The following is a 21,441-nucleotide window of genomic DNA, read 5'->3' as shown; positions in this document are numbered from 1 at the left end:
ACATTGTTCACTTTTCACCTACACGTTGTCAAAACGCAACATATATTCCCTGAAATATTCGATATATTTACAATTCATTCATCAGGAAGCTTGAATTTGATATATCTTATATATAAGATTTTTTTGGAAAGAACCGATCAGACACCACGTTCATTCCTCGTGATCTCTCGCGTTTCCTGATCCGGTTCGCGCGCCCAAACGCGCATCTTCCACTCAACTGGAAGAAAGGAATAAAGCCTATGGGTCGTCGGAAAATACCGGAACGGCAGAAGCCGCTTAACCTTGATATGTCACCAGTTGGAATGACGGTGATGACGGCAACACATACGCACGAAGCATGCCATCCCTGTACCCAGGCAACCCTGGCGTTTGGATGTGACTTATTACAGGCATCATCTGCCATCCTGTTCTGGGTCGATTCAGCCCATTTTGTTCAGACAATAGAACTGGCTGGAACCGAAGCTGATCTTCTGCCAGAATATTTCAATAATGGATTTTATACATATGACCCCCTGAATATACGCAAGGTCCTGAATGGATCAAATAATGTGCTTATGCTGGAGCAAGAACGTAATCACAATTCACATGACCATAATCAGATTCACGATACGTTTTTGCAACGCCATGGCATTGTAGACGAAATCAATTTCCTTTTCCGTAATGAGAATGATGCCGTCGCACTATTGAGCGTCATGAAGCGCCAGATTGACTTTACGCCTTTTCCGACTGATTTTCAGTGGGAACCCCTGCGCCGTTATATGGAATTTACCCTTCAGCAGCATCCACAAATGCGTGCGCGTCGGATATGTCGAATCCTGAAAGAAAAATTCCACCTTACGAATAAGGAAGTTGAAGTTGTCTTCCTACTTGAAAAAGGTGCCTCCAACTGGGAAATTTCGGAAATAATGCATATTGGGATCTCGACCGTAAAAACCCATATCGTCAATATATTGAACAAAACTGGCGTGGGCAGCAGGGCAGCAGCCGCAGCTTACATGCGTTCTTTATAAAACTGGATTGGCCAATTAATGAAATACAATACGGGGAAAATAGAACGATACGATAAAATTCGGCATATCCACGATCTCGCTAATACGCAGATCCCCACAAACCGAGCAAAGCATGTAAGCATTGACAGCAGAGATCTGATATAGGCGACAAAGCAGGTCGATCATGTACGACACACTTGCCCGGACAGCCTGCAGTAGGTCAGGGCCGATGCCGGTTGTAACTTCATATCCTGCCCGGTCAAGGTGACATGTAACCGGACCGGGCGTGGTCAGACGGGGGGCAGAAAGGAAAGTGTGCTTGAGTAACTCAACATGTATTTCCACATTCATGGCACTTTCAATCGCTGTGCCACAGACTTCCCCATCACCTTGCGCCGCATGGGTATCGCCAAGGGACAGGAGTGCCCCTTCTACTTCTACCGGCAGATAGAGCACACTCCCCATGGCGACATCACGCAGATCCATATTCCCCCCGACCCGACGTGGCGGCACAACGGAATGAAGGCCCGGTTCCGCCGGGGCCACACCAATCGTGCCTATAAAGGGCTTTAATGGAACACGCGCCCCCTGATGGCCAAAAAGAGCAGGCCCCAAAGTGACGGGATCGTAGCGCCACAGGTAAAGGGAAGGCTCGCGAAACTGGTCCGCCAGCAGACCGAAACCTGGTATGTTCGCAGTCCAGCCCTGTCCCGAGGGATAGAAACGGTTAATGGTTATTTTTAGTGCATCCCCCGGTTCCGCACCCTCCACATAAACTGGTCCGTTAAGGGGATTGATACGTTCAAAATCGAGTGCTGCCAAAGTCTGGGCGGTTGCAGTGGCATCTATCTGCCCGCCAGATGCATCCGCACATTCAAAACACATACTGTCACCAGACCTGACAAAATTTACGGGCATGGTGTCACGGCTCCAGCCAAAGTGCTGTTTATGGCGATGAATGGTGTGCGTACAGGCTTGGCACATCTGACAGGACCTTCTGCAACCTGGGGAGATTAGAGCAGATCCTGTTTGAATGCGTGCCTTCAAACAGGTGAAGATGCTCGTAAAAACAGTAAACCGGAGCATTTTCATCGAACCGGTTTTCGGTAGAAATGTTCTAGAACTGTGCGGAAACAGTGCCGAAATACTGCCGGGGCGCCCCCACAAACAGCGTCGGGTAATCACCTGAGAGCGGATAGCCCTCGATCCCCATGCCACCCACATAGGTCGTATTGAAAAGATTATAGACACCAAAATTGACCTTAAGGTTTTTGGCAAATCCGATATGGCCAAAATTATAGGTCGCGGAAAGATTAGCCAGCCAGTAAGCTGGCACATAAGTATCGTTCACATATGAAAGTGGCCTACGCCCTGTATAGGTTGCGCTGAACGTAGCGCTGGCATTTTTATAAGTATATGTGGCGTTTGTTTTATACATAAACTTCGGATAAGCAACCTGATGCTTACCTTTCAAGCTTACATACTGCCCTTCATATTCAATGCCACCTTCGTACTGTGCATCATTATAGCTAAAGCTGTTAAATATTTCCAACCCCTTGACCGGACGAAATGTCACGGAGACATCAGCCCCATTCATGGTCTCCTTACCTGCATTGGTAAACGTACTATAGGGCTGGAAAATATTGCCAGCTTCCGTGCTGACCAGTCTGTTATAATAATCCACATGATAAAAATCGACTGTTGCAGACAGGTGCTTGGCATTATACCTGTAACCGACAACATAATCCCATGTCCGTTCAGGTCGTAGTGAATTCTTGGTCTCGTTGAAAACCTGCTGGTTGGCATCCGTCCATGCCCCACCATTGGGCATATTCCATGGATAGTACGTATAAGCACGCATGTTTTCTGCTATATCGAAATATAATTCATGGTGCCTGAGAAAGTTATAATTCATTGAAAAATGTGGAAGGAATGCATCTGCCGCAGTCAGGTTCCCACGAGGCAAGGCACTGGCACCAGTATAGGCGGCATTATTATAACTTGCGCCACCATGCGTGGTCTGCAACATGGAACGGAAACCCGCGCTGACTGTCAGGTTATGCAGGATGTGATATGTATCTTGCAAGAAGAACTGAAATGTATTCGTATTATATTCATCGTCAAATTCTGTTGTGTATGGATTGACATATGGTCCCATGGAACTGATTGGCTGCCCCTGCCCTAACAGGGGTTCGCTATACAGACGGGCTGGAAAGCTGTTCCAGTTATTTTCATACCAGAACCCGGCCTGAATATGGTTCGATGCAATATCATATTCAAAGGACTGTATGCCACCGATCCGGCGCATGCCCATATGGCCTACATACTGGCTCATCGGGGAACCATTGGGGGAAGGGATGGCTTCCTCCATTTCATAATTGCCGCTGGAAACATGGGCGTACAGAATTGTTTTTTCCGTCAGACGTGGCGTCAGGTGAAATTCCGCAATAAGGGCAGAAAGGAAATTCCGCTGTTTCTGCCCTGCATCATTATAGGTTGCACTGGATTCATCCTGCACATTCCCCAATTTCTGAATATTGGAAGAATATATCCCCTGTGCTGCGGCATAGGCTTCAGCATAGTTCGGGTACAGGTAATTCAGGTTACCACCCAATGTCTTCAGCATATTCAGGCTTTCTGCCATGTAATTATACTGGTCGAGTTCGGACCAGTCGAAAATGGCAGTGACCTTACCGACATCATGAAATGGCTGAACAAGCTTGAAATTGACCTGCTGGGCAAGCTGATCGCCATAACCTTTCCATAAATTATTGTCCGTTCGGGCATAAGACGCATAAAATCTGGTTCCCGAAGCATTCAGCTTGCCACTATCTACCCTGGCAAACGTGCGGAAGGTGTGATTGCTGCCGAATGTCTGCGATACGCGCCCACCAGCCACCTCGTCTGGATCGCTCGTGCGATAGGTCAGTGCACCACCAAGGTTCGTTGTAGAAGGCGTGCTGAGCGCGCCCCCACCTTGAGACAGTTGCATGCCGGCAATATTGTCCTGAATCTCAGCCTCATTAATATCAAGGCCATTATATTGCTGGAATCCCTGATCCCCCATGGGAATGCCATCAAGCGTGGCACCGATCTGGCTCTGGTTGAAGCCACGGATATAAAGCGTATTTGCGACCGTATCCAGGCCAAACGGGTCATCCGATGCAAAGCTTACGCCCGGGGTTGTGTTGGCCAGTACAGCAAGCGGGCTGGTGCCCGGAACATAAATGTCCATCGTCTTACGAGACACGGCCTGCTGCGAACCCCGCGATACGTTGTGCGCCGTGGAAACCTTAAGCACTTCAGGTTCCGACGATGGTAGGGCGGCGTGACCCGTGGACTGGGTCCTGGATTGGGCCGTGGACTGGGCTGTCCCCGTCCCCGCATGTCCCGAAAGCTTGATATGGCGCGGTCTGGGCGCTGTCGTAGTCTCTGCTGTACTCTGGGCCGCGTGGCTGCTTTCTACTCCCAACCCGATAACAAGGGCGGGAAGAGAAAATGCGCATGATAATGCACAAGTCAGATGATATCTGTATTTAAGTATATACATAAACCTGCCCCCTTTTTCCATGCCATGCACATTCTCGGCTTCAAGATATATTTTTAAAATCCACCCTTGATCCATTTATGGAAGTGGGCATTCGAACACCTCATATAGTGCGCATCAATACAGAAAGGATCATGGAGTCACGTCATTCACAAAGGAAATACCGTCTGAAACGGCCGCGAATACTGTTATTTCCAATTTTTGTTTAGGGAGGAAAAGTGCAGATACTTCGACGATTGTACTGGCAGGACGATACGGCCCCACCCATTCGGACAGCAATGCTGCATGGGCAGAAAATTCAGCAATATCGGTGGTATAGATAGTCCAGCTTAGCAGATGCTCACGCGTCAATCCATCAGCCTTCAGACAGGCATCCAGCGTGGCCAGCACGAATTCAATCTGTCCTGCTGCATCATCTTCCCCGATGACCTCCAGGTTCTTCAAGCCGCCCTTGAGTGGAGCAACACCGGCATAATGAACCATATTACCGAACCTGACCGACTGGGAAAATCCCATCGCGTCAAAGACATCCGCATCAAGATAACCAATATTCGGCGTTGTGCGGGTGATATTGCAGACGCTCATGATTTGCTACTTTTCACAAGATCGGCTGCCTGGGATGACGTCTGGCTTTTCTCCCCTATGGACGAAGTACTGTGGACTTCATGCGGCATGTTATCGCGCACAATCGTCATCGGATCTTCAAAATCACCAACATAACCCAGTGCGAAACAGCCAGTCTGGTAGCCCATCAGTTTCAGCAGGTCATCAGGCAGGGTTTTCGCAATTTCAAGCGGTGTTGTAAGATACTGGTTTTCTTCCTGCCTGACCCATCCGACAGCATAGGTAATGTTAATGGCCTGACGGATTTTGTCCGATATATTGGCACCGGCACCATGCCAGACCTTGCCTGTATAAAAGAGGGCCGAACCACGGCGCATAACCGCAGGAATAGCTTCACTGTCATCATATTTGGTACGATCGTCCAGATGACTGCCCGGCACCACGCGGGTTGCCCCCATTTCTTCTGTATAATCAGTCATGGCCCACAGAATATTACACTGCACATCGTAATCAGCGGGAAAAGGAAAGAAATCCCATACGATCTGATCAAGATGAAGGGCCTGAGCCGGGGAACCCGGAAAGACGCTGATGATCTGCGTCAGATGCAATTGTACAGTTGTCGCCTTGTGCAGAAACTGTTCCGCCACTTTTACAGCAGTAGTATGCATGACAAGTTCACGCGCTGCGGGTGAACGTGCGATCAGGGCGCCCGTGCGTTTTGTAAGTTTACCAATAAAATTATCAGCCCCATACAGGGTATGGTCAATATAAGGCTGCATTTCCGCAGTGACCCTGTCCATCAATTGTGGCGATGCAAGATCATCTACAATCGCGTAGCCATATTTACGCAGCGTTGCGACCACTTCTTCTGGTGTGGCCGTAGGAGGAAGGTGAATGGCTTCCATGATCGTTTCCCATTTGGGTTGTGACTGGAAACCAGCGTGCGTGGGTCAGGGGGAGTTTTCAATCCATCTTTGGATCGATTCCGAAAGGAAATAACAGTGACAGCCCCCCCCGAAATACCATCATTTTGCAAAGCCACAGGCGCATGAAACGCAATTCGCCTCGCATGTCGCAGATGACACGCAGGCCCTGCCCGCAAACAGGATGCCTTCTGTACAAGCAGGGGCATAGCATCACGCTGATCCGTCCTGTTTTACATAATGGCGATCAGGCATACTCTGCCCCTTCGGATGCCGACTGGGCCTGATGGGCGGAGAGGGGCTATGGCACCTATAAAGAAGGCAGATTCGCGACAGCCGTCGGACAAGGTGAAGGCGCAGCTTTCACGTGTGATCGATGCCGACGCCATCAATGGTCTGTTCAGGGGAACCTGATGAACAGGGACAAGGCAACCCCAGGGACCAGTGCGCCAATTCACCCCGTCGTCATGAAGAAGGGGTGAATGCCCCCATCGAATGGATAGATGCTCAACGCCCCACTGCTTCACACGGTCATTGCCGCCAGCGTCAGGCGGGGCGCACTATGGGGAGAAATCCAGAAATATCCTGATGAGATCATGACATCAGAAATACCAGACCCGTCAGGTAGTCCCCCCCGATTCCAGAATTTCAATCGGGGTACGCGTATAGAAAAACGAGGAGACGGCCCCCACAAGTAACAGGCCGCTTGCCACACAAAAGGCGGCATAAAACGTGCCGGTTCTTTCCACAATATAGCCCGTGACAATGGGCGCGACCATCCCAACAGAGTTTGTAAAGGTCAGGGCGAGGCCAAAGGCGGACCCGATATACCGCGACGGGACCAGCAGATCGTTCAGTAACGCCTGGTTCGCCCCGGACCCGGCACGCACAACCCCCAGCGCCAGACCAACCCCAACCACCACGGCCATTGCACTATTGGCCTGCGGTATGATCATCACAAGGAATGCGGAAATCACAAAAAGAACCGAGGTCACGACCCGGTTTGAAGCCGTGGTCGAACCATAACCACGCGACAGATAGGTGATCGCCACGCTCAGGATGACGGAAATTGCCGCGGCGGCAAGGTAGGTTAACGAAGCATCGAAACCGGCAACCGCCATATTCAGCCCGAATTTATGGTTCATATAGATGGGAAGCCAGCTTACCATCAGGAAATTCATGTAATTACCCGAGGCACCAGAAATCACGATCCCTGCGAAAGACCGTTTGCGCAGGATCGCCAGCAATTGCAGGACTGATGGACGCGGCGGCGCGGCTTCATCCGCCGTGCCCACATGCACAGCCACACGATGGTCTCTGTATCGGACCCACCAGACCAATGCCCATACAAAACCCGGCAATGCCAGGATGACCGTCGCCAGCCGCCAACCGTAAACATAGGTCAGCGCACCGGCCACAGCCGTGCCGAGGGCAAGCCCGACCTGCATGCTTGCCATGAAGACAGTAAACAGCACCGGCCGTTCCCCCGATGACGACAGGCGGTTGATAACCGACGCCCCGATGGGAAAGGTCGGGGCCTCCCCCACACCCAGCAGAACCCGCGAAACCAGCAGGTTGCCATAACTGCCGCCCAACGCCCCCGCAACCATCGCCAGTGACCAGAAGGCCACGGAAAGGCTGCCCATGATGCGGTTTCCGTATTTTTCCGCAAGGACGGCGCTGGGAAAATTCAGAAGTATATAGATCCACAAAGAAGCCGACAGAAGCCACCCGACCGAGGATGGGGAAAGATGGAACTCCTGCGAGATCAGCGGCATGCTGGCTGAAAGCGATGAACGATCCGCGTAATTCAGCGCACACATGACCATGATCATGAATAGGAAAAAGTTTCTTTTCTGCTTCATCTACCCGCGTACCCGTCTGGGGGATGCCTGAAAACATTCCCCCGGACAAAAGAAAATGGATATTTCACGATATAAATTTATGAAAAAGACCTTGAATTTAAACATCTTTTCCAAATGCGAATTGACAGGGTCAAACGCTTCGTGATGCTTCACGCCATGACGGATAATGCGCATCGGCATAGGCTTCGGTGATATAGCCATACCGGATATCGCGCCTCACGCATTCGGCAGGGCGTTCGGCAGGGGCACCATACCCGCCCCCTCCGGCCATCTGGATGACAAGGCGATCCCCAGCGGGTACGACCGCACTGCCACGTGGCGGCAGTGACGCGCCAGAGGCCAGCGACACATGCCCCTTTCCCCCCGGCAGGCCACCATCGCGCCCCCGCGCGGGATAGATCGTGCGGTCATAATTGGGGGAAGTGGCAAACGCGACGTTCTCCCTGCTTTCGATTTCCACAACCTGCCCCAGGCCACCGCGAAAACGCCCTGCCCCACCACTGTTCACCGCCAGATCCTTTCGGGTCACGATAATCGGCGCCATGGTCTCCAATATCTCCACCGACACATTCCTGATGCCTGATGGAAACGCCGTGGCCGACATCCCGTCCTGGTGGCCCTGTGCGCCCATTCCACCGGCATTAAGGCTGATGAGATTGAATGTCCTGCCCAATGCATGGGTTTCGCCTGGCACAGCAGGGACAAGGCCCGGCCCACCGGAAAGCACGATGTTCCACAGGCTGGATGAACTTTCCGCGGGAACGGCCATGCCCGCAATCGCGGAAAAGCAGCCCATGACCACATCAGGCAGCAACTGCCCCACGGCCCCCCGGCCCGCAACCGGGGCAGGATGGCGGGCATTGAGAAGGCTGCCATCAGGGGCGGAAACCGTCACGACCGAAAGGCTGCCAGCATTGTTCGGCACATCAGGATTCACAAGCAGCTTCACGCCATAGGCGGTATAGGCCTCGGTATAGCTTAGCGGGACATTGATCCCGATACCCACGCAATCCGGGACATCCACATACGCGACATCAATGCCCTGTTCGCTGATGGTCACTTTCGCGCTGAGTGTAAAAGGTGCGCCAAACCCATCGACGGTCATGGAGTTCAGGAATTCCCCATGTGGCAGGGCCTTTATCAACTCCAGGCTGGCATTGCGTGAGGTCTCGAGAATATAGTGCCCGGCCGCGTGAAACGTCTCGTGCCCGAACGTTTCGATCAATTCAACCAGAAGGCGCGCACCCAGGTCGTTGCTGGATATTTCGGCAAAGATATCGCCCAGGACCTGCCCGGACTCCCTGACGTTCTGGCGGATGATGGCGATCACATCGTCATTGAGGCGCCCGGCGCGACGGATCTTGAGGATGGGCAGGAACAGGCCTTCCTCATATACCTGTGCGGCCCGCCCGAAGACACCGCAGCCCCCGATATCCACGACATGCAGGGTGCAGGCGAAAAACGCGACAAGCTGACTGCCGGCGAAAACCGGCGTCACAAGGACAATGTCATTCAGATGACCCGTTCCCTTCCACGGATCATTAAAGATGAAGGCATCCCCCTCTTCGATCTGTGCGGGGGAAAAGGCGTCCAGGACATGCATAACGCTTTTGGCCATGGAGTTCACATGCCCCGGCGTCCCGGTGACGGCCTGGGACAACATGTTCCCCCGTGCATCATAGATCCCGGCGGATAGATCCCCCGCCTCCCGCGTGGGGGCGCCAAAGGCACACCGGACCAGGGCATGGGCCTGTTGCTCGGCAATGGAAATCAGTCGGTTCCAGATAATCTGGTAACGCACGATATCCTGGCCGCGCCGGGAAGCATCTTGAGACATGCCAGCTACCTTCATCAAATATTTCGAGTAAGAACAATATCGCCAGAGATGTCGCAGATCGCCGAGAAAGAAGACGGCACAACGGTTGTCGTATCCGGGTCGATAATCAGAAGCGGCCCGGGATAGGTCGTCCCCTCCACCATTGCCTGCCGGCCAAGCGCATGCCCGCGCTGCGGCCCATCAACGGTTTCAAGCGTCACCTCGACCGGATGTTGCGGCCCCACGGGAATGTCTTTTGCAAATTCGATCTGGAAATGCCGATCCCTCAGGCCACCATCGCGCTCTTCGACATGGACGCTGAATCCGGTGATCTGGATCGCCAGATGCGCAAAGGCGATATTGTAAATCTGCTGATATTTCCGTGTAAACAGATCAACAAGACACGCATGGAGTTCATCAGTGGGCACATCCTCGGGCAACGCAATGGTAATCTCATGCCCCTGTCCCAGATAACGCAGGTCCACAAAGCGCTGCACACGCATCGCGCCATCGCCCACCGCTTCCTTGATGACAAGGCGTCCCTCTGCCTCAAGACGCGCAAGTATGTCAGCAATTGCGGTGGGATCGGCGGCGTCCAGGTCAATGATCCGGGCATGCGACACCTGATAGGCCGCAGGCATGCGCAGGAAACCAATGCATGAACCGATGCCCGCGCCACGCGGGATGATGACCCGCCCAATCCCCAGCTTGTCCGCCAGAGAAGCCGCATGCAGCGGCGCGCACCCCCCAAAGGCGATCAGGATGCGCTGCGGCAGGAGGCTGCCCTGTTCCTGCGCATGGATACGCGCGGCACTTGCCATATTTTCATTGACGATTTCATCGGCGCCAGAGGCGGCAACCTTTGGCGCAAGCGCCTGCGAGGATGAAAATGCACGTGCAAACGCCTCTCGCGCGGCCTCCACGTCAAGAGACAGCCCGTCATTGCCAAAATAACGTGGGTTCAGACGACCCAGCACCACATTCGCATCCGTAACCGTGGGAAGACGCCCGCCCTTGCCATAACAGGCCGGGCCGGGCGTGGACCCCACGGATTGTGGCCCCACCGTAATCCGGCCGATCCGGTCAGAGGAGACCACCGACCCACCGCCAGCGCCGATTTCGACCATTTCAACCACGGGAATGCGAACTGGAAAGCCACTTCCCTTCATGAAACGATATTGCCGATCCACCTCGAACACGCGCCCATAACTCGGCGCGCCCCCATCAATCAGCGCCAGCTTCGCCGTGGTGCCGCCCATATCGAACGACAGCGCCTCTGCCTCGCCACGCCGTCGCGCGACATGGGCGGCAAGGATCGCCCCACCCACCGGGCCACTTTCGACCAGCCGGATGGGAAAACGCCGCGCCACGTCAACAGAGGTCAGGCCCCCGCCCGAATTGACAAGGAACAGGGGACAGTCAAACCCCCGGCGTGTGATCCCTTCGTAAAGCAATTCCAGATAACGGCTGACGAGCGGTTGGACATAAGCATTCGCACATGTGGTGATGAAGCGGTCATATTCGCGTATTTCGGGGCATACCTCAGAAGAGAGCGAGATATACAGATCCGGCAGGCTGGCATGCAGGATATCGCGGACCTTGCGTTCATGCGTGTCGTTGATGTGACTGTGCATCAGGCAGATTGCGACGCTCTGCGCGCCCATCTCCCGGATCGCCGGGATCAGGCGACGTACATCCTCTTCGGAGACTTCGGACCTGACGCTGCCATCCGCGTGGATGCGTTCACATATCGTAAAACGCGCGGGGCGGGGGATGAGGGGGGCGGCTTTCGCACTGTGGATGTCATACTGGGCATAGCGATGTTCATAGGCAATTTCGATCACGTCACGGAATCCCTGCGTTGTGATCATTGCGGTTTTGGCGCCCTTGCGTTCGATCAGGGCATTCGTCGCCAATGTCGTACCATGCAGGATGGAGCGGACATCCGATGGCACGAGTCCAGCATTGCGAAGGGAGATTTCAATCCCCCGCAACATCCCATTTTCCGGATGTGCAACATCCGTCAGAACTTTCGATGCAAAAACATGATTTCCGTTTTCTATTGCAATATCGGTAAATGTTCCGCCGATATCGACAGAAATTCGTGCCCCGGGCCCCGCCATGATAATGTCCTTTGGAAATAAATGCGTCAGAATGTGTACGAAGCCCGCACGTAATACATCCCACCACTGAACCCGAATGGGGAGTAATAGGAGTATTTCGTAACATAGGACTGCGCCTTGGCGGCCCAGCCGGGAATCCTCGTCGGGTATTTGTTCCCCAGGTTATACGCACCCACCGTCAGCATCAGTTTGGGGATCACACGGTAACTAACCTCCATATTGGTCAGAAAGGCCGGGCGTTGTTCAAACGGCGCGATGCTTACACCTGCGGCGGGACTGCCAAGGAACAGCGTAGAGCCATAACGTTCCTCCTGAAGGAAGACGCGCCATTTCCCATAATTCCAGGTTACATTGACATTTTCACGGTTTCGCGGCGCAGTCCGCAACAGCAGCGCCGTCGAATATCCGTTGACAAAGGACAGGCCATGCGCGGCCGCAGCGGCCGGGGTCTTGTTGATGCTGCGGACCTCGTTATCCGTAAAGTTAAGACCGATGCCAAAGTTGAAATGACCGACATGCCGGGTGAACAGGTCATAACTTGCGGTGAAATCACCGCCCCAGGTATTGGTGTTCAGGGCATTGGTATAAAACTGCAAGCTGTTGGAAGCACTATCGCCAAGCCCGTACATCCCCATCAGTGATGATATATACGACCCCGAAAGGGTCGTCGTATCCATCAGCCGGTTATTGATGGCAATATAGTACAGATTCCCCGAATAATGAAGGTTGGGGATCAGTTCCCCTTCCGCGCCGATCGTAAAGCTTCTTGAGGATTCGCCTTTGAGCCTGCCTGCGCCCAGCGCATTGGCGATCGCATGATTGGCCGGAAGCTGGTCGATCTGATAGGTGGGGAATGGGTCGATAAAGTAATAATGTTCCTGCCCCAGGGTCGGTGGCCGATATCCCGCATTGATGTTGGCACGCAGGGCGATGCGCTTGTTAAAGCCATAGCGGGTCCCGATGGAGCCGGTTTCGACTGTCGCAAGGCTGCTGTAACTGGTGGCGCGACCGCCAAGCGTCCATTCCCATTTGGAGGTTACAAAGAAATCGAGGTTCAGATATCCATCGAACGTATCACGTGAAGTATTGTTCGCCGCAAGTGGCGACGTGCCGGGATGATCGGCAGCCCCCGGCGTCAGCCCGTTTCCACCATTGGCCCATGACTGATACTCCCCCGCTGTCATCTGAAAGGTGTCATGACGATATTCGGCACCGAAATTCACGCGGATATCACGCGGAAGGAACGTTGTCCTGATCGGGCGCGACACCCGAAGACCCGCTGTCAACTGCGAGGAAATATTCGATCCGTCGTCAAAATTCCTCTTTGATGCCAGCCCCAGCGACGGATTGTCCGTATGCTGCATATTATATTGCTGGTAATCGCGCCCGTAATTGACATAGGTGTCCCACGCGAATTTTTTATATGTTCCCTTGATGCCGTTATCGACTTCAAAGTCATATTCATCCATATCGAGATAGGGTTGCATTCCCGTCGGGTAATAGGATGCAATCACATTGGATGTCTGGCTGACGGGTCGATATGCCTCCGCCACATTGACACGCCTATGGGAAAATGTGTCCGTGCTATAGAAATGTATCGCATCGGTCAGCGGAATTTCTATATTTGCGCTAAGGTTTTCCAATGTGCTTTTGGGCAGGCCCAGGCCACGTTGCACATCCTTGTTGAACCCGGCTTCACGCGGGTCCTGCGATCCATCGGCAAGGAGCGGAAATTCATTCCCCTGTAATTTTCCGCTGTTATTGGTTGGCAACTGGTGCTTGACCTGAAAGGCAAGATGCGCAGATCCACCCCGATGGCCGATTTTCCAGCCATAATCCCCATATCCGTCAATGGCCTGCCCATCGCCCTGGTAATAACCACTATTTTCAAAATTGATCGTACCGCCGGACACATCGCTCTTCAGGACGATATTGATCGCGCCCGCAATGGCATCCGCGCCATACAGGGCGGTCGCACCTTCGGTAATGACCTCGATATGATCCACCGCGCCAATCGGGATCAGGGACAGGTCGGCCGGTTCACTTCCGACATTAGGCCCTGGATTGACGTTGAAATTCGCACCGATATGACGCCTGTGACCATTCACAAGAATAAGTGTCTCGTCAGGAGAAAGCCCCCGCAAGGCGATGGTCTGCGTGAAGGCCCCGCCCCCTTCTCCGTTATGGGGGGGCGAGGTGACGGAAGACACCATCTGGGTCAGCGCCTGCGTCAGGTCCGTCTTGCCCGTTTTCATCAGATCATCGGCCTTGATGATAATCACCGGGGTCGTACTGTGGGGATTTGTGCTGGGGGAAAGAACGGAATTCCCCGGGATTCTGCGTGAATTGACACTGATATCCTCGGCTTTCGCCGACACGATGCCTGATGGCGCCTTCCCCTCATGCAGTGCGATCCCGGATGAAGCCGCAGAATGCGCCGCCGAAAGGGGGGCCGGACGGGTGGCCACGCCTGCATTGCCCTGCCGCGCCTGCGCATAGGCGTGCGTGTCTTTGGTTTTTTTCGCCAGTACAGACGACGCAACCACCGTCTGCGCAGATGCGGATATCGGTCCCGAAAGCAGCGTCGCAGCCACCAGAGCGGATGCAAAATGCGATGATCCCCATTGTTTCAGCACCGGATTGCCAATACCCGACGCGTCATGGGCACGATCATGACATGAGCGCGCGATGGTCGCGTGTTGAATGAACGAAGCCAGTTCCATCCGTCCACCCTTTGGGGAAAGGCGGCTGCATTCAGAAGGTCGGCTCATGACGAGAACCCGGGCACAAAATGCATCTCTATATAACTTTCTAAACGAGTGGATTTATGGAAAACACACCTTTAACGAACAAATATCAGGATTCATTTATTTTACAACTATGTTGTATAAAATTATGTATTACTATTATTTATAGTTAAATATAAGCGCACGCGCCCTTCCCAATGATGTCCATAAAATGTCCACCCGGATGAAAACATCGATGTTTTTGAAAACCCCTTACCAGAAAACACGCACGCGGTTTCAGGATGACTGTGCCTGACGCAGGCATTCATGCTGGCTTGTCCGCCTTGATATCTTCTTGATATAATCAGGTGTTTTATTTCCACACCCTGTTCCGGGCGATGGGCGAGAAGACCATTTCACAGGAGAAACCGGATGGCGCACTGGATATTAGGCGACCCCGTAACCAAATTCCGCAATGACATGATACCTGTCGAACGCCGCGCAGCGGTCAATGCGCCTGGTCTTGTTGCCGTGCGGGCGCGGGCGACACAATTGCAACATGAACTCGAAGCCCTGGCGCAGGAGATCGCAGCCTTTCCCACCACACCCCTGATACAGGACGCGGCACAGGAAATCCGTAATGCCGCCTCCACCGTCGAAGAGGCACACCACACCCTGCTGGGCGGGATGAATTACCCATCCGTGAGAGGGGCCGCAGGGTAATACAGAAAATCCGGGCAATGACCCGGCACCATGTTGCAGACAAGGAAGGGTAATGGAAAATATCCTCCCTTCCTGACACCAACAGATTTTTGAAAAAGGTCGCCTTTTCGAAAAAAGGCGACAGCCAAAACTTTTACCGCCTCATCACTTAGATGACTGTTTAAAAAGTCAGGCTTAACAATATCCTGAAATTATAAAGGTTTTTGGTGAAGCTTTTTCCAAAAAGCTTCAGAAGACGCCGCCTTTCAAAAAAAGGCGGCACCCAAAAACTTTTTGCCAACGCGTTGTTTTCAAACACTCTCTTCTTTCAAGCCTCCCTGTCACTCCACCCCTGCGCCATCTGGCTTCACACGATATGGCGCCGCGGCCCTGGGCAATCCGTCCTCGATCGGCAGTGCCGGATTACGCGACCATTCGTTCCATGATCCCATATAAATCCGCAGCCGCGTGAACCCGGCCAAGGCCAGCGCGACATAGGTATTGGCCGCGCGGGCGCCCTTGAAACAGTAGATGATGATGTCATCACCGGGAAACAGGCCCCGCGATGCAGCCAATGCACGGATTTCCTGTGCAGGGCGAAAGGAGGCATGGTTATCGGTGACATGCATGAACTCATACCATTCGATCCATACCGCACCAGGTATCCGCCCTTTGCGTGGCGCGAAATCAATACCATAGGGCGACGAGCTTTCACCCAGCCATTCCACCCGGTCACGATTGTCCAACAGCCTGACCGTCGCCGAGCCCAGGGCGGCGCGCACATCCGCGTATGTGGCCATCAGATCGGCATTGATCGAAAGCGGGAACTGCGTCCGCACAGGGGTCGTAACCTCGGTCGTGAACGCACCGCCTGCCCTGCGCCACGCGCTCAGCCCGCCATCAAGGATGCCGACATGGGGATAACCAAGGTAGCGCAGTATCCAGTATCCCCGGCATGACGCGCCATAACGCGTATGCAGGGCATCTTCGTAAATGATGGCGGTCTTTTTCCCATCCAGGCCATAATCGGCAAACAGGTTGGCAAACGTATCCTGAAGCGTCCTGAGGCCCCCTTCGGTTGTTTCGGCAAGATAGGTAAAGATATCGGCCATGTTGACCGCGCCGGGAATATGCCCGGCCTCGTAATCCTTTGCGTCGCGCACATCAATCAGGATGGCGTCGCCACCGGCCATCAGTTTGCGAACATCATCAGGGGAATAAAGGACAGGTGCCGGCATCATCGCTTTCCGCATGGTTGAATACTGAGACCCAGCACTATCAGCAACCACCACACGGATGGAGGCGGCACGGCACGGTGCCGCCATGATGTGGGCGGGACACTCCATTACCATGCCCCCCTTCCATAATGGGGACAGGCAGTACAGCATTGCGTGAATGGATGCGTTTTGGCGGGCGTCCGCATGACAGCATCTGTATGCGTTGGCCTGCTATTACATTCGACCCTCCCGCCATGAAGGACGTACATGATGCGGACTGCCGGAAAATTCCTCCTCCTCGCCACGGCCCTTACCACCAGCATCGCCATGACCCTTATCCCCGGTCACGGCGCAGCGGCGCGGGCACGTCCCGTCCTGCTGGAACATGCCTGCGTCATTGACGGCAGTGGTGCTGCCGCGCGGCCCGACACCTCCATCCTGATCGAGGATGGGCGCATCATATCCGTCGGCCCACAGATCAATGCGCCGCGTCATGCACGCCGCATCGACATGACGGGACGCACTGTCCTGCCTGCACTGATTTCGGACCACAGCCATGTGGGACAGGTATCGGGCACCACCAACGGCACACAGAATTATACACGTGCCAATATCCTCACGGCCCTGCGGCAATATGCACGTTATGGCGTGCTGACGGTCACGGCGCTGGGGCTGAACCGTTCGCCCCTGTTTGACGAACTGCGCCGTGAACAGCATGCCGGCCGCAATCCGGGGGCGGACCTGTTTGGTGTGGATCAGGGCATTGGCGCACCCGATGGCGTGCCACCACAAAAACGTTTCAACCTGGCCGCTGACGAGGTCTTTCGCCCCACCACCCCTGACGAAGCCCGCGCCGCAGTCAACAAGATGGCCGACGAAGGCACTGACCTGATCAAGCTGTGGGTGGATGATTTCCGCAATGGCGTGCCGGGGGCAAAACCCCTGCCAAAGATGTCGCCCGACATTTATCGCGCAGCCATCGCACAGGCCCACCTGCGCAACAGGCGCGTGGCGGCCCATATCCATGACCTGTCCGATGCACGCGCGCTGGTGGATGCCGGGGTTGACATCCTTGCCCACGGTGTGCGCGACCAGCCGGTGGATACGGGCCTGATCGAAAGCATGGAACAACGCGGCACATGGTATATCGCCACCCTTGACCTTGACGAAGCCAACTATGTCTTTGCCGAACATCGCGAATGGCTGGATGACCCGTTCCTTGCCGCGGGCCTCGACCCTGCCCTGCGCGCGCAGTTCGCAGACCCCAGATGGCGGGCACAGGTGCTTGCCGCCCCCCTGACCGCCGCATCGCACACGGCGCTGGCGATGAACATGCGCAACCTGCTGACCCTGTACCGGGCGGGCATTCATGTTGGTTTCGGCACGGATTCAGGGGCAATGCCCACACGTATCCCCGGATTTGCCGAACATCGTGAACTGTACCTGTCGGTCGCTGCGGGACTGACGCCGTTACAGGCGATCTCGCTTGCGACAGGCAATGCCGCCGCCCTGCTGCACCTGTCTGACCGGGGCCTGATCGCGCCGGGGCTGCGGGCTGATCTGCTGGTGGTGGATGGCCGTCCTGACCACGATATCGGCGATATCAACAAGATCGCACAGGTCTGGCAACGTGGGGTCAGGACCGACGGGCCACTGGTCCATGGCGAATAGGGCACATTTCCCCACATATGAACATCCCGGTGATGTCCGGCGGGCCACAACATCCGCCTGAACGCCAGAGACAGACAAGCAGGTGGACAGGCAGGCAGGCGGACAGGCAACCACATCAGGGCGTACGCATTGGTTGCATGCACTTTTGTCTGAAAGAAAATGGCCAAGGATATGGCAGACGGGACATGAAGAGGAGATATCTGCAATGGAACCATGGCACTCGTTCACCGAATTCGGGAAATCCGGCACGATTTACCAGTTCAAGCGCCCCCCCGAAGACCTGCCTGACCAACCGGCGATCTTTCTGCTGACCACCGTGATGGGATCTGTCGCCAAAGGCGGGTCATGGGAATTCCTCAGCCCCAGGATCGGGCGCGTCCACTCCCTGCGTCATGAATGGGACAGCGTCATCACCCCTGCACGCGCCGTGGCGGAGGAAAGCGACGACGTACTTGTCTGCTTCGTCTCCGACGGTTCGCTTGACGACGCGTTCGACGATCTGTGCACAGGGGGCGCGCAGGCGCTGCCAGCCTGAACTGCATGCGGGCGCCGCCTTGGGAAAGGGCGCCCGTCAAAGCCTGTGCGTATTATTTCATTTTGCTGAACGTACCGTTCTTGAGCGAGACCTCGATTTCCTCCAGCGAGCGTCCACGCGTTTCCGGCACATAACGCAGGACGAACAGGAACGCCGCAAGGTTCAGCACGGCAAACATCCAGAACGTGCCCGCCGCCCCCAACGCCTGCACCAGCGACAGCGTCGTCAGCGATACCACCAGGTCCGCCACCCAGTGCGTCGCGGCCACAAGGCTCATTCCCTTGCTGCGGCATGACAGGGGATAGACCTCCGCCCCCACCAGCCAGACCGCGACCGACAGGCTTCCGACGTTGAAGATGGCATAGGATACGACGGCCGCCGCCGTGATCCATGTATTGATCCCCTGTGTCGCACCGATGGCGAACATCGCCCCCAGCACCAGCAGCGACACCACAGCCCCAGGGATCAGGCGCAACAGCAGCGTACGCCGCCCCCACGCATCGACGGCCCAACTGCCGAATGTGGTGGAGGCCAGCATCGCCACCCCAATGGCGATGGAGGTCAGCAGCGCCGAACTCTTGCCAAATCCTACACCGGCAAAGATCGTCGGCGCATAATACAGCACAGCATTCACACCCGTGATCTGACAGAACAGGGCCACCCCGACCGAGGCCACCAGTGCGGGACGCACCCATGGCTGGAACAGGGCGGACCATGGCGCCTGCTCGTCATGCATCGCGATGATGGAGTCAAGTTCGCTTCGCGCCACCGCCGGGTCATGGCGCAGGCGTTGCAGCACTTCAAACGCGCCTTCAAGGTTGCCTTTCATCGCCAGCCAACGCGGGCTGCGCGGCAGCAGCGACATCCCCACAAACAGGATCACCGCTGGCACGACGCCCAACCCGAACATCAGCCGCCAAGAACGGTCCTGCAACAGATATCCCACGATGAAAGAGGCAAGGATACCCGCGACCACCGCCATCTGGAACAGGACCACCATCTGCCCGCGTTTTTCACGCGGCGCGATTTCGGCGATATAGACCGGCACGATCTGCGAACACATGCCCACCGCCAGCCCCAGGATGAACCGCGCGAACACCAGCAGGGACACACCGGGCGAAAACGACGCCACCAGCGTGCCGAATATGAACACAAGGGCGGCCAGCATGATCATGTAACGCCGCCCCAGCCGGTCCGACAGGGGGGCGGCAACCAGGCAACCACCCAGCGCGCCAGCCACGATGGCCGACGTCACGACCTGCTGTCCCAGCGTATCGAGCGTGAAATCACTGGTAATCTGCAACAGCGCGGCGGAAATGATGCCCGTGTCATAACCGAACAAAAGCCCCCCCGTCGCCGCCACGGCCGCGATCAGGCCAACAATCGGGGGGGTGGAGGCCGCCTTGGTGTCTTGCGCCATTATTCTTGTTTCTTTCAGTGCGTCATGTGCCTGACGGCATAGGGCCGGGACAGGGTGTTGCCCCTGACCCGGCGGTTCATGTGGCCCATGGCCCTCAATGCAGGGAAATCTTGACCAGCAGCCACGGACGCTGCTCCATATCATGCCCGTCGTGGAAAACCGGCAGGCGCACCCACTGCCCCACCGTCAGCCATAACGTATTACCCACCAGCGCCATGCTGTCGGGCGCAATCAGGCGCGGATCATGGGCAACCATCGACAGGTGGCCATCCGGGGCGCGCCGGATGACGGCATGATGTTCGATATCGGTCAGATACAGCGCATTGTCCGGCGCGGTCGCCATGCCATCGACCACGGCGGTCTCGCCCTCGTCACGAATGGCCTGCCCAAGCTGGGCTGGCGTGGTGGCCGGATCTGACACAAGCGCGGTGGGCGCGCTGTACAGGCGGCGGCCTGACAAGGGTTGCCAGTACAGACGCGTGGAATCGGCACTCAGCGTCAGGCCGTCAATCCCGCCCTGCCCCATGACGGGATGGGTCGGGTTGTACTGCAACATCTGTCCGTCAAGTTCCATGGCAAAGCCCGGATCGGCCCGGACGGAGGGCGCATTTTCCAGCACGCGCCGCGCCTTGCCCGTGGCGATATCCACCACGATGATCGCAGGATGGTCCGCGATGGAGGTATCGCTGACATACGCCGTGCCCTTTGCACCATGCGTCATGTCCACACGCACGTCATTGACATGGCTGTCATCACGCGTGGCCCCCGTCCCGGCACCCAGCGCAATGGTGGAAACGACCTGCCCGCTTGCCACATCAATACCCAGCAGCGCGGGCCGGGGCGGGGTCGTGTCGCCTGCGACCGTCCCTTCGTCCACCACCCACAGGCGGCCCGTCGCATCCACCGTCATGCCCAGTGGCGAAATGAAGCGCGCCTGTGTCGCCGCATCGGGAAAGGGCTGTGGCTTGCCATTGCTGAGCACCGCGAGGCGCGGCCCCTTATGGTCGGCGGCACTGCGCGGGAAGCTAAGAATGATGCGCCCATCAGGCAGGGCGGCAATGCCCGATGCCTGCATGTCGGCAAAACGCGCGGCGACGGTGATGTTGCCCGATGGGATCGACCCACGGTCCACACTGTCACCCGCCTGCGCCTGCAACGGAACGCACAGCCCCCCCGCAAGGGCCATGACCTGCAACAGGCGGAAAGGGCGTAAGGGAAACTGCGGAGAGTTCATACCCGGCATTCCATTCTTTCTCTGACTCGGACCAAGCTGCCACCGACATATTGCGACCAGGACAACATACTGAAAATATTAAAAACCCTTGGAGGGGGGGGAGCCGCCC

General features: G+C 55.6%; 15 protein-coding genes. 4 read left to right on the top strand and 11 right to left on the bottom strand.

Going from position 1 to position 21,441, the window contains the following annotated elements:
• Positions 1-239: 239 nt before the first annotated feature.
• Positions 240-1,010, top strand: coding sequence for a helix-turn-helix transcriptional regulator (locus IFJ82_RS04185; RefSeq protein WP_192265715.1), 771 nt, complete (start codon positions 240-242; stop codon positions 1,008-1,010).
• A 15-nt stretch (positions 1,011-1,025) separates the two neighbouring features.
• Here the strand turns inward: IFJ82_RS04185 and IFJ82_RS04180 are convergent, their stop codons facing one another.
• The 8 genes from IFJ82_RS04180 to IFJ82_RS04145 all read right to left on the bottom strand — a co-directional run bounded on the left by IFJ82_RS04180 (position 1,026) and on the right by IFJ82_RS04145 (position 14,598).
• Positions 1,026-2,081, bottom strand: a complete 1,056-nt coding sequence (locus tag IFJ82_RS04180) for an acetamidase/formamidase family protein (RefSeq protein ID WP_225578772.1) — start codon at positions 2,079-2,081, stop codon at positions 1,026-1,028.
• 25 nt (positions 2,082-2,106) lie between these two features.
• Positions 2,107-4,290 carry a TonB-dependent receptor domain-containing protein gene (locus tag IFJ82_RS04175; RefSeq protein ID WP_225578771.1) on the bottom strand — a complete coding sequence of 728 codons (2,184 nt, stop codon included), beginning with the start codon at positions 4,288-4,290 and terminating at the stop codon, positions 2,107-2,109.
• Positions 4,291-4,668: 378 nt separating this feature from the next.
• Positions 4,669-5,121: a RidA family protein gene (locus tag IFJ82_RS04170; RefSeq protein WP_192265713.1), complete on the bottom strand. Its 453-nt coding sequence runs from the start codon at positions 5,119-5,121 to the stop codon at positions 4,669-4,671.
• Positions 5,118-6,005 (bottom strand): phytanoyl-CoA dioxygenase family protein, encoded by an 888-nt coding sequence (locus tag IFJ82_RS04165; protein WP_040511118.1) that lies wholly within the window; start codon positions 6,003-6,005, stop codon positions 5,118-5,120. The genes IFJ82_RS04170 and IFJ82_RS04165 overlap by 4 nt, the downstream gene beginning before the upstream one ends.
• A gap of 638 nt (positions 6,006-6,643) precedes the next feature.
• Positions 6,644-7,801, bottom strand: a complete 1,158-nt coding sequence (locus IFJ82_RS04160; protein WP_239026127.1) for an MFS transporter — start codon at positions 7,799-7,801, stop codon at positions 6,644-6,646.
• A gap of 217 nt (positions 7,802-8,018) precedes the next feature.
• Positions 8,019-9,725, bottom strand: coding sequence for a hydantoinase B/oxoprolinase family protein (locus IFJ82_RS04155; RefSeq protein ID WP_192265710.1), 1,707 nt, complete (start codon positions 9,723-9,725; stop codon positions 8,019-8,021).
• A 14-nt stretch (positions 9,726-9,739) separates the two neighbouring features.
• On the bottom strand, positions 9,740-11,827 hold the full coding sequence (locus IFJ82_RS04150) for a hydantoinase/oxoprolinase family protein (protein ID WP_192265708.1): 2,088 nt from the start codon (positions 11,825-11,827) through the stop codon (positions 9,740-9,742).
• 26 nt (positions 11,828-11,853) lie between these two features.
• The gene (locus IFJ82_RS04145) at positions 11,854-14,598 is read right to left on the bottom strand and encodes a TonB-dependent receptor plug domain-containing protein (RefSeq protein WP_225578770.1); all 2,745 of its coding nucleotides are present in this window, start codon (positions 14,596-14,598) and stop codon (positions 11,854-11,856) included.
• A 387-nt stretch (positions 14,599-14,985) separates the two neighbouring features.
• Here IFJ82_RS04145 and IFJ82_RS04140 point away from each other — a divergent pair, with 387 nt between their 5' ends.
• Positions 14,986-15,276 (top strand): hypothetical protein, encoded by a 291-nt coding sequence (locus IFJ82_RS04140; protein ID WP_192265706.1) that lies wholly within the window; start codon positions 14,986-14,988, stop codon positions 15,274-15,276.
• Positions 15,277-15,596: 320 nt separating this feature from the next.
• On the opposite strand, the gene IFJ82_RS04135 is transcribed toward IFJ82_RS04140, so the two are convergent.
• On the bottom strand, positions 15,597-16,496 hold the full coding sequence (locus tag IFJ82_RS04135; protein WP_192265704.1) for a sulfurtransferase: 900 nt from the start codon (positions 16,494-16,496) through the stop codon (positions 15,597-15,599).
• 243 nt (positions 16,497-16,739) lie between these two features.
• On the opposite strand from IFJ82_RS04135, the gene IFJ82_RS04130 reads away from it, so the two are divergent.
• Positions 16,740-18,143 (top strand): amidohydrolase family protein, encoded by a 1,404-nt coding sequence (locus IFJ82_RS04130; RefSeq protein WP_192265702.1) that lies wholly within the window; start codon positions 16,740-16,742, stop codon positions 18,141-18,143.
• A gap of 205 nt (positions 18,144-18,348) precedes the next feature.
• On the top strand, positions 18,349-18,678 hold the full coding sequence (locus IFJ82_RS04125; protein ID WP_003622164.1) for a hypothetical protein: 330 nt from the start codon (positions 18,349-18,351) through the stop codon (positions 18,676-18,678).
• A gap of 52 nt (positions 18,679-18,730) precedes the next feature.
• Here the strand turns inward: IFJ82_RS04125 and IFJ82_RS04120 are convergent, their stop codons facing one another.
• Complete coding sequence (locus IFJ82_RS04120) at positions 18,731-20,098, bottom strand: sugar porter family MFS transporter (protein ID WP_003622163.1); 1,368 nt, start codon at positions 20,096-20,098, stop codon at positions 18,731-18,733.
• 94 nt (positions 20,099-20,192) lie between these two features.
• Positions 20,193-21,284: an L-dopachrome tautomerase-related protein gene (locus IFJ82_RS04115; RefSeq protein WP_062810000.1), complete on the bottom strand. Its 1,092-nt coding sequence runs from the start codon at positions 21,282-21,284 to the stop codon at positions 20,193-20,195.
• Positions 21,285-21,441: the final 157 nt, after the last annotated feature.

Source organism: Novacetimonas hansenii (genome assembly GCF_014843995.1).
Lineage (GTDB): Bacteria > Pseudomonadota > Alphaproteobacteria > Acetobacterales > Acetobacteraceae > Novacetimonas > Novacetimonas hansenii.
Note: the sequence above shows the minus strand (reverse complement) of the source record. Positions and strands in the feature narration are given on the sequence as shown.

Bases quoted from the DNA above. Each gene is read 5' to 3' on its own strand.
- IFJ82_RS04180 (WP_225578772.1), bottom strand. From the start codon at position 2,081: ATGAAAATGCTCCGGTTTACTGTTTTTACGAGCATCTTCACCTGTTTG.
- IFJ82_RS04145 (WP_225578770.1), bottom strand. From the start codon at position 14,598: ATGAGCCGACCTTCTGAATGCAGCCGCCTTTCCCCAAAGGGTGGACGG.
- IFJ82_RS04155 (WP_192265710.1), bottom strand. From the start codon at position 9,725: ATGTCTCAAGATGCTTCCCGGCGCGGCCAGGATATCGTGCGTTACCAG.
- IFJ82_RS04135 (WP_192265704.1), bottom strand. From the start codon at position 16,496: ATGATGCCGGCACCTGTCCTTTATTCCCCTGATGATGTTCGCAAACTG.
- IFJ82_RS04150 (WP_192265708.1), bottom strand. From the start codon at position 11,827: ATGGCGGGGCCCGGGGCACGAATTTCTGTCGATATCGGCGGAACATTT.
- IFJ82_RS04115 (WP_062810000.1), bottom strand. From the start codon at position 21,284: ATGGCCCTTGCGGGGGGGCTGTGCGTTCCGTTGCAGGCGCAGGCGGGT.
- IFJ82_RS04140 (WP_192265706.1), top strand. From the start codon at position 14,986: ATGGCGCACTGGATATTAGGCGACCCCGTAACCAAATTCCGCAATGAC.
- IFJ82_RS04120 (WP_003622163.1), bottom strand. From the start codon at position 20,098: ATGGCGCAAGACACCAAGGCGGCCTCCACCCCCCCGATTGTTGGCCTG.
- IFJ82_RS04125 (WP_003622164.1), top strand. From the start codon at position 18,349: ATGGAACCATGGCACTCGTTCACCGAATTCGGGAAATCCGGCACGATT.
- IFJ82_RS04165 (WP_040511118.1), bottom strand. From the start codon at position 6,005: ATGGAAGCCATTCACCTTCCTCCTACGGCCACACCAGAAGAAGTGGTC.
- IFJ82_RS04185 (WP_192265715.1), top strand. From the start codon at position 240: ATGGGTCGTCGGAAAATACCGGAACGGCAGAAGCCGCTTAACCTTGAT.
- IFJ82_RS04160 (WP_239026127.1), bottom strand. From the start codon at position 7,801: ATGCCGCTGATCTCGCAGGAGTTCCATCTTTCCCCATCCTCGGTCGGG.
- IFJ82_RS04130 (WP_192265702.1), top strand. From the start codon at position 16,740: ATGATGCGGACTGCCGGAAAATTCCTCCTCCTCGCCACGGCCCTTACC.
- IFJ82_RS04170 (WP_192265713.1), bottom strand. From the start codon at position 5,121: ATGAGCGTCTGCAATATCACCCGCACAACGCCGAATATTGGTTATCTT.